Origin of the sequence: Nocardioides sp. Soil774 (genome assembly GCF_001428125.1) — a bacterium.
GTDB lineage: Bacteria > Actinomycetota > Actinomycetes > Propionibacteriales > Nocardioidaceae > Nocardioides.
In genome coordinates this window covers 514,709-527,598 of sequence record NZ_LMSM01000006.1, presented here as the reverse complement: position 1 = coordinate 527,598, position 12,890 = coordinate 514,709, and the positions used below count along the sequence as shown (strand labels likewise).

The following is a 12,890-nucleotide window of genomic DNA, read 5'->3' as shown; positions in this document are numbered from 1 at the left end:
GTTTGCCAGACTTCGATGGTGAGCCACTCCGACCCCGTCGCACGCGTCCCCGTCGACGCGCTCGTGCGGCGGCTCACCGCGGTGCCCGGCCGCGAGGAGCGGCTGCAGCACCTCGAGGTGCTGCCGGCACGGGAGGCGGTCCACGCGGACTGGCCGACCTGGGTGCCCGACGACGTCCGCGGGGCGTACGCCGCCCAGGGCGTGGCACGGCCGTGGCGCCACCAGGTGGTCGCCGCCGAGGCCGCCCACGCCGGCGACCACGTGATCATCGCGACCGGCACCGCCTCGGGGAAGTCGCTGGCCTACCAGCTGCCCGCCCTGTCGGCGATCCGTGCCGCGCGCGGCCCCCGCGGCGAGCGCGGGGCCTCCGTGCTCTACCTCGCCCCCACCAAGGCGCTCGCCCACGACCAGCTCGCGAGCCTGTCGTCGCTGCGTCTCGACGTACGCCTCTCCGCGCACGACGGCGACAGCTCCCGCGAGGAGCGCGACTGGACCCGCGACCACGGCGAGTACGTCCTGACCAACCCCGACATGCTGCACCGTTCGCTGCTGCCCTCGCACCAGCGCTGGTCGCGGCTGCTGGGGTCGCTGCAGTACGTCGTGGTCGACGAGTGCCACCACTACCGGGGCGTCTTCGGCGCCCACGTCTCCCACGTGCTGCGGCGGCTGCGCCGGGTGTGCGCGATGTACGGCGCGCACCCGACGTTCGTGCTGGCCTCGGCGACGGTCGCGCAGCCGGAGGTCACCGCCTCCCGGCTGACCGGGCTCGACGTCGTGGCGCTCACCCGTGACGACTCGCCGAAGGGACAGGTCTCGCTGCTGCTGTGGGAGCCGCCGTTCACCTCCCACGCGGGTGAGAACGGCGCCCCCGTGCGGCGCGCCGCCTCCTCCGAGGTCGCCGACCTCCTCGCCGACCTCGTCGCCGAGGACGTGCGCACGCTCGCCTTCGTCCGCTCGCGCCGCGGGGCCGAGCAGGTCGCGCTCACCGCCGCCGAGCTGCTGGCCGAGGTGGACCCGTCGCTGCCTGCGCGGATCGCGGCCTACCGCGGCGGCTACCTCCCCGAGGAGCGGCGCGCCCTCGAGGCGGCGCTGCGCCGCGGCGACCTGGTCGGGCTCGCCGCGACCAACGCCCTCGAGCTCGGCATCGACATCAGCGGGCTCGACGCGGTGCTGATCGCGGGCTTCCCCGGCACCCGCGCGGCCTTCTGGCAGCAGGTGGGGCGTGCCGGGCGCGGGGCGCAGGACGCGCTCGGCGTGCTGGTCGCCAAGGACGACCCGCTCGACACCTACCTCGTCACGCACCCCGAGACGTTGATCGGGGCACCGGTCGAGGCCTCGGTCTTCGACCCGGCCAACCCCCACGTGATGGGTCCGCACCTCTGCGCGGCGGCGCAGGAGGCCCCGCTCGTCGAGGCCGACCTGCCGCTCTTCGGGGAGACGGCTCGCCAGGTCGTCGACGACCTGACCGAGATGGGGCTGCTGCGGCGGCGCCCGAGGGGCTGGTTCTGGACGCACCCGAGCCGGGCGGCCGACCTCGCCGACATCCGCTCCGCCGGCGGCTCGCCGGTGCAGCTGGTCGAGGCGGGCACGGGCCGGGTGGTCGGCACCGTCGATGCCGGTGGTGCGCACAACCAGGCGCACCCGGGCGCGGTCTACGTGCACCAGGGCGAGACCTGGCTGGTCGAGGACCTCGACCTGGAGCACCACGTCGCGACGATGCGGCGCGAGGAGCCGGCCTACAGCACCACTGCCCGCGAGACCACCGACATCACGATCGTCGCGACCCGCGAGCGGCAGTCGTGGGGCGGTTGCGAGCTCGCCCTGGGCGAGGTCGACGTGTCGCACCAGGTCGTCTCCTTCCTCAAGCGGCGCCAGCCGGGCGGGGAGGTGCTGGCCGAGGAGCCGCTCGACCTGCCCGAGCGGACGCTGCGCACCACCGCGGTGTGGTGGACCGTGCCCGACGACGTGGTCGCCGAGTCCGGAGTGCCGTCGCTCGACGTGCCGGGTGCCGCACACGCGGCCGAGCACTGCTCGATCGGGCTCCTGCCCCTCTTCGCCACCTGCGACCGCTGGGACATCGGCGGCGTGTCGACCGCCCGTCACGCCGACACCGGCCTGCTCACCGTCTTCGTCTACGACGGCCACCCGGGCGGCGCCGGCTTCGCCGAGCGCGGCTTCCGCACGGCCGTCGGGTGGCTCTCGGCCACCCGCGAGGCGATCGCGAGCTGCGAGTGCGCGAGCGGCTGCCCGTCGTGCATCCAGTCGCCCAAGTGCGGCAACCAGAACAACCCGCTCGACAAGACCGGCGCGATCGCGCTGCTCGACGCCCTCCTCGCGGGTGCACCGCGCGTGGGGGCCTCAGGCTAGATTCACCGCATGGTGATCCTCGGTCTTGGCCTCATGATCCTCGGCGGCATCGCGGTCCTGTCCGCGCTCTTCGTGAGCCAGCCGGGCACGGGCGGCGAGCTCCTCGGCTTCGACGTGACCACGCTCGAAGCGTTCTTCGTCGGGGTGGCGGCCGGCGCCGCCATCCTCTGGGGCTTCGCGCTCCTCAAGTGGGGCACCCGTCGCACCCTGGCGCACCGCAAGGAGCGCAAGGAGCTGACCAAGCTCAACGAGAAGCTCGAGCGCGTCGAGGCCGAGCGTCGCGACGAGGACCCCGAGCGCCGCGACACCGTCTGAACCCGGTCAGCCCGGGCCCGCGCGTGCCTCGGCAGTGACGCGCACGGTGCGCCACGGGACCAGCGGCCCGGGCACCGACACCGTGACCCGGACGTCGCGCCCGACGACCTCGCAAGCCTCGACGAGGGCGGCGTTGGCAGCCGCGACCCGCGCCGCCGTGGCACAGCCGATGCCGGCGTCGGCGGCGCCGCCCAGCGCGGCCAGGTCGGCCGCCGCCTGCGCCCGGCGCTGGGCGACCACGAGCCCTCCGGCGGCTGCCAGGCCCACCATCACGAACATCAGCACGCCTGCCATGGCGACCACCAGGACCGTCGCGGCTCCCTCGTCGGACGACCGCCCCCCGGCGCGGACGCTCACTCCTCCACCAGCGCCACCGCGTCGGCGCTGACCGTGACGCCGGGCAGCACCGCCAGGAGGCCGCCCGGCCCGGAGATGCGTGCGCTGGTGGTCACCGAGACCTCGTCGGCGGCGACCTCGATGCGCACCCGCGCGCCGTCGGGCGCGATCCGCAGGGCGACCGCCTCCGCGGAGGAAGGGTCGTCGCCGCGGGCCACGGCGCGGGCGGCCTCGCGGGAGGCATCGACGACCCGCACCTGCGCGGCGCCCACCGCCAGCATCCAGACCAGGCCGGCGGTGAGCGCGACGAGCAGCGGGATCCCCAGCGCGAGCTCGGCCGTGGCCGCGCCCGCGTCGGCTCGGGACCGGGCGTGCATCAGCCGATGCCGAGCAGGCCCATGACGTGGTCGAACAGCCGCTCCAGCAGCTGGTCGCCGAAGCGTCCGGTGAGCAGCGTGTAGAGCAGGCCGGCGAACCCGGCCCCCGCGGCGGTGCCCACGGCGTACTCAGCGGTGGTGATGCCGGCCTCTGCGGCCGACCTGTCGTGACGAGTGATCGACATGTGCTTCCCCTGTCGTCGTGGGGCTCCGGACGAGCCCCTCTCCCAGAACCCTCGGGTGCTGCGCCCCACCGCGCACCCGGTCAGTGTGCCGGCTGTGGACGGCGGCTCCGGGGGCCGGCCTGTGGACCGGTGGTGGGCCGTCACGGGGCCACCGAGCCGAAGAGGGAGGCGACTGTCGGGACCACGCCGAGGAGCAGGAAGGCGGGCAGCAGGCACACCCCGAGCGGGACGGCTGCCGCCACCCCCACCCGCCGGGCGGCATCCTCGGCGCGCGCAAGCGACTCGCGCTCGAGCTCGTCGGCCAGGCGCTCGACGGCCTGCACCACCGAGGCGCCCGAGGTCTGCGACCGGGCCATGGCGCGCGCCAGCGGCGCCAGCGCCTCGTCACGTTCCAGCGTGCCCCAGACCTCGGCGCCCGAGGCCCCCCACCGCGAGCGCTCGACCACGGGCGCCAGCCGCTCGGCGGTCGGTCCGGGGAGCGCGGCGCAGACCCGGGCAAGCCCGGCGACGGGTTCGGCACCGGCGCGGAGGGTGGCGGCGAAGAGCGCCACGACGTGGGGCAGCGTGCGCTCCACCTCCTCGCGCTCACGGCGTACGGCGGGTGGCTCGGCACCCGCGAGCAGGTGGCGGGCCACCGCCGCAGCGACGAGCCCGGCCACCACCCCCGCGGCGCCCCCGACGAGGAGCCACGCAGCCAGGGCGACACCGACGACGGCCACCAGGCGCAGCGGCAGGCCGCGGGAGCCACGCTGCCTCGGCAGCGCCACCCCTGACGGCAGCCAGCACAGGACGGCGCCCGCCGCACACCCCACGGACAGCCACGTCACGGCGCGGCCGCCCGCTCGGCCAGCCGCTCGATCCACCACAGGCCGAGGGCGAGCAGCCCGAGGCCGAGGCACAGGCACGCCAGCCCGACTGCCGTGGTGAGGAGGAACGCCCACGGGTCGGACCCGGCGCCGGAGCCCATCAGCAGCACGGCCAGCGGCAGGCAGGCCACCAGCCGGGCCGTCGCCCGCGCCGAGGCCAGCTCGGAGTCGACGAGCCGACGCGTCCGCCGGCGCGCCCGGAGCCCCCGGCCGGTGCGCTCCAGCGCTGCGGCCAGGCCGTGGCCCGAGTCCTGGGCGACCTGCCACGCCCCTGCGACCCAGAGCAGGTCGGTGGCACCGGGCTCCTCGGCGGCCAGCCGCCGGAGCGCCTCAGGGACGTCGGCACCCAGCCGCGCCGCTTCCACCGCGGCAGACAGCGGGGGCCAGCGCTGCGAGGCCACCGCCAGCGCGGTGCCCGGAGGCCGGCCCACCGCGAGGTCGGCGGCGAGGAGGTCGCACACCTCGAGCACCGCCGCCTGCGTGCTCGCGGTGCGACGGCGCCGCGCCCACGGGCCAGCTGCCCAACCGGTGCGCCACGCGCGGCGGCGCGGGCCCTCCCGCGCGACGACCGCAGCCCCCGGCGACATCCACAGCACGACAGCGAGCGCGGCAGCCACCGCTGCAGCCCCCGCGCTCACGCGACGCTCGCGCCCAGGCGTGCGGAGAGCACAGCCGCCGCCGGACCGGGCACCACACGGTCGTGCTCGAACCTCGCGGCGGTGCGGAGCACCACGAGCCCCGACGCGTCGCGCTCCGGCACCCCGAGCTCGATGACCCGACGTCGCCCGTCACGCCCTCGCCCCAGGTGCACCACGACGTCGAGCGCGGCGGCGAGCTGGCTGTGGGCGGCCTCGCGCGGCAGGCCCGCGGCCAGGGCCAGCGCCTCGATGCGGGCCGGCACGTCGGCGACCGAGTTGGCGTGCAGCGTGCCGCAGCCACCGCCATGGCCGGTGTTGAGGGCGGCCAGCAGGTCGACCACCTCGGCGCCCCGCACCTCGCCGACCACCAACCGGTCGGGCCGCATGCGCAGCGCCTGCCGCACGAGGGTCTGCAGGGTGATCTCCCCCGCTCCCTCGGTGTTGGGCGGGCGGCTCTCCAGCGCCACGACGTGCGGGTGGTCGGGACGCAACTCGCTGGCGTCCTCGACCAGCACGATCCGCTCGCCCACGTCGACGAGCGACAGCAGCGCGGAGAGGACCGAGGTCTTGCCGGTGCCCGTGCCGCCGGTGACGAGGAAGGCGCACCGGGAGTCGACCACCTCCTCCAGCAAGAACGCGCCGTCGGGCGGCAGCGCTCCGGCCGTGACCAGCTCGGGCAGCGTCCACACCCGACCACGCGGCACCCGGAGCGACAGCACCGTGCCCGAGCGCGCGACCGGTGACAGCACCGCGTGGAAGCGGGTGCCGTCGGGCAGGCGCAGGTCGGCGTGCGGGGTCGCGTCGTCGAGGCGCCGCCCGGCCGACGCCGCGAGCCGCTGGGCCAGCCGGCGCACGGACGCGTCGTCGGGGAAGGAGGCCGACGCACGCTCGAGCCCGGCGCCCCGGTCGATCCAGACGGCGCGCGGCCCGTTGACCAGGACGTCGGTGACACCGGGCAGGCGCAGCAGCTCCTCCAGCGGCCCGGCGCCCAGCACGTCGCGGCGGAGCAGGTCGTGCACGGCGAGCACGGTCGCGTCGCCCACCGGCGAGCCCGACGCCCGCAGCGCCTCGGCGACGCGGTGGGGTGTCAGGTCGCCGGCCGAGCCGGCGAGGCGGCGGCGTACGTCGTCGAGCACCGCGGAGGGGACGGGGGCGGCCGGGACGGGGGTGCTCACGCCGCGTCCAGGAGGTCCCGCGCGGCCCGGGCCAGCGGACCGCGGCCCGGCAGCGGTCCGAGGCCGCGGTCGACCGAGGCCGCGAGCCCACGCTGGTCGGCGAGGGCCGCGACGACGGGCAGACCGGTGACCCGCTCCGCGTCGGCATCACCCACCCCACCGGGGCGCAGCACCAGCCCGGCGTGGCCGTGCCGGGCCATTCCGGCGACGAGCCGCGCCGTGGCCGCGAGCGCGGGCACCGTCGCCGGGGCCACCACCAGCAGGTCGTCGCAGCGATCGACCAGCTCGGCCAGCCCGGCCTCCTGACGGGGCAGGTCGAGCACGACCAGGTCGTGACCACGGGAGGCGGCCGGCAGGATGCGGCGCACGGTGGGCACGTCGACCCGCCGGCGCAGACCCGACCAGGTCAGCACGCCGAGGTCGTCGCGACGGGGCACGGCCTCGCGCAGGGCCCGGGCGCCGAGGCGGCCCGCGGTGTCGACCAGCGCCTCCCACCGCACGCCCGCGACGCCCTCCATCCCGAGCAGCCGGTCGAGGCCAGGACCGAGCGGGTCGGTGTCGACGAGGAGCGTCGGCGCGCGGACGGCGTGGCACTGGGCGAGCGCGCACGCGAGCGTGGTGGCACCGGCTCCCCCGGTGCCACCGACGACGCCCACCGTGCGGCCGGGCGAGGACCGCTCCCCCACATCGGCGACGAGGTCGACCAGGGCACCTGCCGCGTCGGGCAGGTCGAGCACGGAGGAGGCGCCCAGCGTGACGGCGGCACGGAAGGCGTGGTCGCCCGGTGACGAGCCGACGACGTGCACCCCGGGGCGACGCGCCGGAGCGATCGCCACCACCTCCTCGAGCAGGTCGTCCCCGACGAGCACCAGGTCGGCGGCGCTCCACGACGACAGGCAGAGCGCTGGCTCGCCGGAGACCTCGGCGCCGACGCCTGCTGCTGCGCAGAGCGGGACGACGGCTTCGTGGACGGCGGCGGAACGGGTGAGGAGGAGGACGGGCATGCCGACGAGACTCCGCGCCACCACCGACGCCGACCACCCTGCCGACCGCCGACCTGTGGACAGTGGCCGCCACGGTGGCCCTGTGGACGACTGGAGGCCACGGGCGCGGGGCCCGCGGCCCCTACGATGAGCCCATGCCCCGCCCCACAGCGGCCTTCTTCGACCTCGACAAGACAATCATCGCCAAGTCGAGCACGTTGGCCTTCAGCCGCGAGTTCCAGGCGGGCGGGCTCATCTCCAGGCGCGCGATGCTGCGCTCGGCGTACGCCCAGTTCGTGTTCTTCACCGGCGGCGCCGACCACGACCAGATGGACAAGATGCGCCAGTTCATGTCGCAGCTGTGCGCGGGCTGGGACGTGGCGACGGTGCGCGAGATCGTCCACGACACGCTGACCAACATCGTCGAGCCGCTCGTCTACGAGGAAGCGGTGCGCCTCATGGACGAGCACCGCGCGGAGGGCCGCGACATCGTGATCGTCTCGGCGTCCGGCGCGGAGGTGGTCGAGCCCATCGGCCAGATGCTCGGCGCCGACCGGGTGGTCGCCACCCGGATGGAGATCGTCGAGGGCAAGTACACCGGCAACATCGACTACTACGCCTACGCCGAGGAGAAGGCCCGCGCGATCGAGCGCCTCGCGGAGACTGTGGGATACGACCTCGCCGCGTCCTACGCCTACAGCGACTCCATCACCGACGTGCACATGCTGGAGGTCGTCGGGCACCCCTTCGCCGTCAACCCCGACCGCGAGCTGCGCCGCATCGCCCTGGCCAAGGAGTGGCCGGTGCTGAGCTTCGTGCGCCCGGTCGCGCTCCGCCCGCGGGTGCCGCTCCCGCCCGCCCGACCGACCCTCGCCGCCCTCGCCGTCGGCGGTGCGATGGCCGCCGGAGGCGTCATGTGGGCCAACCGGCGCAAGCGCCTCACCTGATCCGGCTCGGGTCCCCGTGCACCCACCGGCGGGGGCAGAAGTCAACCCTTGAAGGTGCCGACCCACAGGGATAGAACTGAAGCAAGAACTCCACAGACAGCACGTGCAGCGGGTACCCACGCGGCGATCCACCCATCCGATGGGGTGCTAGCCATTCGAGATCCTCTCGAGGGCGGCGACTTGCGAGTGCACGCTTGGTAGCCCAGGCACGTGTAGGCGGCGGCACCCGATCCATGTGAGCGGGTGCCGCTCGCATGTGCCGGTGACGGTGCGCTCAGCCGCGCAGCGGCGAGGCCTCGGCGCCTGCCGAGAACGCCTCTGCGGCGTAGAGCGCCCAGGCGTGCACCCCGCGCGGCCCGCCGTCGGCGTAGGCGCGCAGGTTGGACTCGTACGCCGCGCGCTGGGCCAGGTGCCCGGCCTCGGGGACCACGAGCGACTTGGCGTCGACCCCCCTCGACACCAGCACGAGGCGCTCGAGGGCGCGCGCGACGATCCCGTTGTGGGAGGCGAAGGGGGCGGCGGTGGCGACGTCGGCGTGCGCGATCGCGGCGACCAGCAGGGCCGGCGCCTCGGTGCCCGACAGGAGCAGCTCGGAGACGCCGCGCAGCCGGTCGGCGGACGCCGCGTCGCGCGGGCGGCCCAGCTCGTCGGGCGCCAGGGCGGACGCGCCGACGACGGCGTGCAGGCGCGCGATCGCCTGCAGCGGGGCGGTCTTCAGCAGCGGCGCGAGGGCCAGCATCGACGCCGAGAGCCGCACCGCGGCGGCGGCGATCTCGTCGCCCTCGCCCGCGCGCACCTGCTCCATGGTCGAGGCCGATCCCTCGAGCACGGCGCTCGCGTGGGCGCCGCGCAGCAGCGACTCCGCGGTCATCTCCGGCGACGTACGCCGCAGGCCCCGGTCGCGCAGCATCACGTCGATCCCGTCGCGGACTCCCGCGTAGGCCGAGGGGACCCCCTCGAGGTCGGTGAGCCAGGCGAGCGGGTCGGTCATGGGGAGGACGGTAGTCGCGACAACTCCGCGGCCGGGCGGCGCGTCCCAGCACGTAGCGTCTGCGCCAACCGACCCCGGGGGACCCCATGCACCGCTCCACCACGATCCTGCTCACGTCGCTGCTCGCGGCGGCGACGCTCCAGCCGACGGCCGCGGTGGCGGTGGCCGAGACCTGCCAGGGCCTGCCCGCCACGCTCGTGGGCACCCCGGGCGGGAGGCTCACCGACACCGAGGGCGCCGACGTGCTCGTCACCAACGGCGCGTCGGTGGTCGACGCCCTCGGCGGCGACGACGTGGTGTGCGCGACCGGCGACGCCGGCACGCGCACCCTGACCTGGCTCGGCGCAGGTGCCGACAGCTACCTCGGCACCTCCGGAGCCGAGCAGGAGGTGCGCACCAGCTTCTTCACCGATCCCGACGTGGCGGTCGACGTGGTGCGGGTGACCTCCGGCGTTGCGATGGTCTACTCGGGCACCGACGGCCTGCCCAACGGCGACGTCATCGAGATCGACGCCGGCACGGTGCAGTGGACCGGCCGCATGACCGCGGAGGGGCGGCTCGCGGGCGGTCCGGTCAGCACGCTGCGCACGGTGGCCCGCCGGGGCGACGCGATGATCAACGCGGTCCAGCGCGCCGTGGTCACCGAGGGTTCCAGTGCCCGCTACACCGGCTTCCCGTCGCAGGAGTTCATGACCTCCGCCTACAAGGGCGTCCTGCGCTATCGCGGCACCAACGAGCCCGAGCAGCTGAGCGTGGAGGCCAAGGACACCTACGACCGCATCGTCGACCTGCGCGGCGGCGTGGACTCCTACTCCTCCGACGGCGTCGGAGGCAGGCGCAGCTCGTACGACGGCGGGGCGGGCCGCGACCAGCTGCGCCTGGCGCTGGGGCGGCGCGAGGTCGACGCCGACCTCGACGACGGCCGATTCGTGGTCCGCGACGGCAAGCGCACGGTCCGGCGCACGTTCGACGGCTTCGAGGACCTCGCCGTCGGTGCCGCGCGGGCGAAGGTCGACGGCACCCCCGCCGGGGAGCAGATCGCCGTCAGCGCGTGCCGCGCCACCGTCAGCGCCGACGGCGGTGAAGACCGCGTCTACCTCAACGTCGTCCTCACAGAGTGGGACCGGCCGGGGTGCCCCTCGCACCACGGGAGGATCGACGGCGGCGCCGGCGACGACGAGCTCACCGGCTCGAAGGGGCGCGACCGCATCTTCGGGGGCCGCGGACGCGACATGGCGTACGGCGGCTCCGGGCGCGACACCTGCGTCGCCGAGTCCACCGACAGCTGCGAGGCGCGCCGGTAGGGGCGTGCCCCCGGGCGATACGGTGAGGCGGATGAGCGACGAACTTCCCCAGTCCCCCGCCACCGTCGACCGCGCGCGCTCCTTCGGCGCGGTGGCGCAGGCCTACGACCGCGGGCGACCGGCGTACCCCGCCGACGCGGTCGCGTGGCTGGCGGGCGGCGAGGCGAAGGTCGTCCTCGAGCTGGGCGCAGGCACCGGCAAGCTCACCCGCGTGCTCGTCGACCAGGGCCACGCGGTGTTCGCGACGGAGCCCGACGAGGCCATGCTCGAGGTGCTGCGCGACCGCGTGCCCGAGGTGAGCGCGAAGGTCGCCACCGCTGAGGAGATCCCCGCCAACGACCGCTCGGTCGACGTGGTGGTCGTCGCGCAGGCCTTCCACTGGTTCGACCACGAGGCGGCGCTGCCCGAGATCGCGCGGGTGCTCAAGCCCGGTGGCCACGTCGCCCTCGTGTGGAACAGCCGCGACGAGCGCATCCCGTGGGTGCGCCGCATGGGCGACATCCTGGGTCGCCAGGACCTCGACACCTCCTCCTCCGAGCACGTCGTGCACAGCGACCTCTTCGGCTTCGTGGAGGAGGCGAGCTTCAAGCACTGGCAGGGGGTCGACCGCGCGTCGATCCTCGACATGGCGCGCTCGCGCTCGAGCTTCGCGGTGATGGAGGAGGACGAGCAGGAGCGCCACCTCGCCGAGGTGCTCGCGTTCTACGACGACTACGGCCGCGGCATGGACGGCATGCAGGTCCCCTACGTGACGCGCTGCTACCGCGCGGTCGTGGTGGACCGCGACGAGCCGCCCACCGACGACGACGGGGGCACCGGGCCCGAGGGACCGGTCGTGAGCGACGGCACCGACACCGACATGCTGCTGATCGACTTCCGCTGACGGTCGTCGGCAACCGAACCCCGTCGCGCCGCATCACACCGCTGACCGATCACCACTCTTCCGCGGGGGACCCCATGCGTCGTACGACGACACTGACCGCTGCCGGCCTGCTGGGCCTGGCCCTGCTCGCACCCACCACTGCCGCGCAGGCTGTCGGTGAGACCTGCCGCGGCGAGGCGGCGACCCTCGTCGGCACCGGCCCCTCGCTGACCGGGACCGAGGGCCGCGACGTCATCGTCACGGGCCGCGCAGGCGTGGTCGACGCCCTCGGCGGCGACGACCTCGTCTGCGTCACCGAGGTGGCCGGCTCCAACGTGCTCGTCGTCGACGCGGGAGCCGGTGACGACGTGGTCGACACCTCGGCGGTGATCGGCGGCAACTACGTCACCGCCACCCTCGGCCCAGGGGCCGACACCTTCGTCGGCGGAGCGGCAGGCGACACGGTGTACGCCGGCGCGAGGACCGACCCGCAGGCCGACACCGAGCGGGACGTGATCGACACCGGCGAGGGCTCCGACAGCGCGATCACCGGCTCGGCCGGCGCGGTCGACCACGACGTCGTACGCCTCGGTGGCGGGGAGGACCGGCTCAGCCTGCGCACCTCCGACGTCGCGCCCGACGCCGTCCTCGACGGTGGGGCCGACGTCGACACCTTCCTCCTGGTGGCCGGCGACGGCGACCTCGCCGTCGACATGACGCTCGGCACCTTCGCCAGCGCTCAGGGCACCGCGAGCTTCACGTCGTTCGAGGTCGCCGACCTCACCGTCGGCGCGGGCCGCGTCACCTACCGCGGCACGCCGGTCAACGACTCGGTCACCGTGCACCCCACCGGCGCCGCTCCCGTCCTCGACATCGCCACCGCCGCCGGCCAGGACGAGATCGTCGTCGAGCCCGCGAGCATCGCCGCCGGCAGCCGGTTCGACGGCGGCATCGGCCGCAACCTCCTCGTGGCGGCCAACCGGGCCGGGTCGATGGCGATCGACCTCGAGCAGGGGACGTTCGCCGTGGACGGTCGCCCGAGCACGGTGACCGGCATCCAGGACGCCACGCTCATGGCGCCGGAGGTGTCGATGGTCGGCGACAGCCGCGGCAACCATCTCTTCTTCTCCGGCTGCGCCGGCACGCTCGTCGGCAACGCCGGCCGCGACCAGCTCGCCAACGTCTACGACGGCCGCTTCGAGTCCTACGTCTACGACTGCCGCGCGCGGGTGCACGCCGACGGAGGCCCCGCAGCCGACTTCCTGCGTGGCGGGCAGGCGGGCGACCGCCTCCGCGGCGGGACCGGCAACGACACCATCGATGGCCGCGGCGGCGACGACCGCATCCGGGGGGACGCGGGTCGCGACGCGCTGGACGGCGGCGAGGGTCGCGACGACATCCGCGGCGGCACCGAGGGCGACCGGCTGAGGGGGCGGGACGCGGCCGACATCCTGCTCGGCGGCCGCGGTCGCGACACGGCCCAGGGCTCTTCGGGCCGCGATCGCTGCGTCGCCGAGCGCGAGAGCAGCTGCGAGCGGTAGCGG

14 protein-coding genes are annotated in these 12,890 nt (G+C 75.3%); 6 read left to right on the top strand and 8 right to left on the bottom strand.

The features are described from left to right. Positions 1–18 precede the first annotated feature (18 nt). Together ASG76_RS08140 and ASG76_RS08135 are read left to right on the top strand one after the other, a co-directional pair. Entirely contained in the window at positions 19–2,367 is a 2,349-nt protein-coding gene (locus ASG76_RS08140) for a DEAD/DEAH box helicase (protein ID WP_235529449.1), read from the top strand. Between the two features lie 9 nt (positions 2,368–2,376). Beyond that, positions 2,377–2,682, top strand: coding sequence for a hypothetical protein (locus ASG76_RS08135; protein WP_056601969.1), 306 nt, complete (start codon positions 2,377–2,379; stop codon positions 2,680–2,682). 6 nt (positions 2,683–2,688) lie between these two features. Here ASG76_RS08135 and ASG76_RS08130 read toward each other — a convergent pair whose 3' ends face one another. From ASG76_RS08130 to ssd, 7 genes are all read right to left on the bottom strand, one after another. Beyond that, positions 2,689–3,039, bottom strand: coding sequence for an Rv3654c family TadE-like protein (locus ASG76_RS08130; RefSeq protein WP_056601968.1), 351 nt, complete (start codon positions 3,037–3,039; stop codon positions 2,689–2,691). Next, positions 3,036–3,395: a TadE family protein gene (locus tag ASG76_RS08125; RefSeq protein ID WP_056601967.1), complete on the bottom strand. Its 360-nt coding sequence runs from the start codon at positions 3,393–3,395 to the stop codon at positions 3,036–3,038. Before ASG76_RS08125 ends, ASG76_RS08130 begins: the two co-directional genes overlap by 4 nt. Then, complete coding sequence (locus ASG76_RS08120) at positions 3,395–3,580, bottom strand: DUF4244 domain-containing protein (RefSeq protein ID WP_056601966.1); 186 nt, start codon at positions 3,578–3,580, stop codon at positions 3,395–3,397. The genes ASG76_RS08125 and ASG76_RS08120 overlap by 1 nt, the downstream gene beginning before the upstream one ends. 140 nt (positions 3,581–3,720) lie before the next feature. After that, positions 3,721–4,407 carry a type II secretion system F family protein gene (locus ASG76_RS08115; protein WP_056601965.1) on the bottom strand — a complete coding sequence of 229 codons (687 nt, stop codon included), beginning with the start codon at positions 4,405–4,407 and terminating at the stop codon, positions 3,721–3,723. Continuing rightward, positions 4,404–5,084: a type II secretion system F family protein gene (locus ASG76_RS08110; protein WP_157559020.1), complete on the bottom strand. Its 681-nt coding sequence runs from the start codon at positions 5,082–5,084 to the stop codon at positions 4,404–4,406. Before ASG76_RS08110 ends, ASG76_RS08115 begins: the two co-directional genes overlap by 4 nt. Continuing rightward, complete coding sequence (locus tag ASG76_RS08105; RefSeq protein WP_056601963.1) at positions 5,081–6,259, bottom strand: TadA family conjugal transfer-associated ATPase; 1,179 nt, start codon at positions 6,257–6,259, stop codon at positions 5,081–5,083. The genes ASG76_RS08110 and ASG76_RS08105 overlap by 4 nt, the downstream gene beginning before the upstream one ends. Then, complete coding sequence (gene ssd / locus ASG76_RS08100) at positions 6,256–7,263, bottom strand: septum site-determining protein Ssd (RefSeq protein ID WP_056601962.1); 1,008 nt, start codon at positions 7,261–7,263, stop codon at positions 6,256–6,258. The genes ASG76_RS08105 and ssd overlap by 4 nt, the downstream gene beginning before the upstream one ends. A gap of 134 nt (positions 7,264–7,397) precedes the next feature. On the opposite strand from ssd, the gene ASG76_RS08095 reads away from it, so the two are divergent. Further along, positions 7,398–8,189: an HAD family hydrolase gene (locus ASG76_RS08095; protein ID WP_056601961.1), complete on the top strand. Its 792-nt coding sequence runs from the start codon at positions 7,398–7,400 to the stop codon at positions 8,187–8,189. A gap of 274 nt (positions 8,190–8,463) precedes the next feature. On the opposite strand, the gene ASG76_RS08090 is transcribed toward ASG76_RS08095, so the two are convergent. After that, positions 8,464–9,180, bottom strand: coding sequence for a hypothetical protein (locus ASG76_RS08090; RefSeq protein ID WP_056601960.1), 717 nt, complete (start codon positions 9,178–9,180; stop codon positions 8,464–8,466). 86 nt (positions 9,181–9,266) lie between these two features. Here ASG76_RS08090 and ASG76_RS08085 point away from each other — a divergent pair, with 86 nt between their 5' ends. From ASG76_RS08085 to ASG76_RS08075, 3 genes are all read left to right on the top strand, one after another. Then, on the top strand, positions 9,267–10,484 hold the full coding sequence (locus ASG76_RS08085; protein WP_056601959.1) for a hypothetical protein: 1,218 nt from the start codon (positions 9,267–9,269) through the stop codon (positions 10,482–10,484). Between the two features lie 31 nt (positions 10,485–10,515). Next, on the top strand, positions 10,516–11,367 hold the full coding sequence (locus tag ASG76_RS08080) for a class I SAM-dependent methyltransferase (RefSeq protein ID WP_056601958.1): 852 nt from the start codon (positions 10,516–10,518) through the stop codon (positions 11,365–11,367). A 74-nt stretch (positions 11,368–11,441) separates the two neighbouring features. Further along, a complete protein-coding gene (locus ASG76_RS08075; RefSeq protein ID WP_056601957.1) occupies positions 11,442–12,887 on the top strand; it encodes a calcium-binding protein in 1,446 nt (481 codons plus the stop codon). The last annotated feature ends 3 nt before the right edge of the window (positions 12,888–12,890 follow it).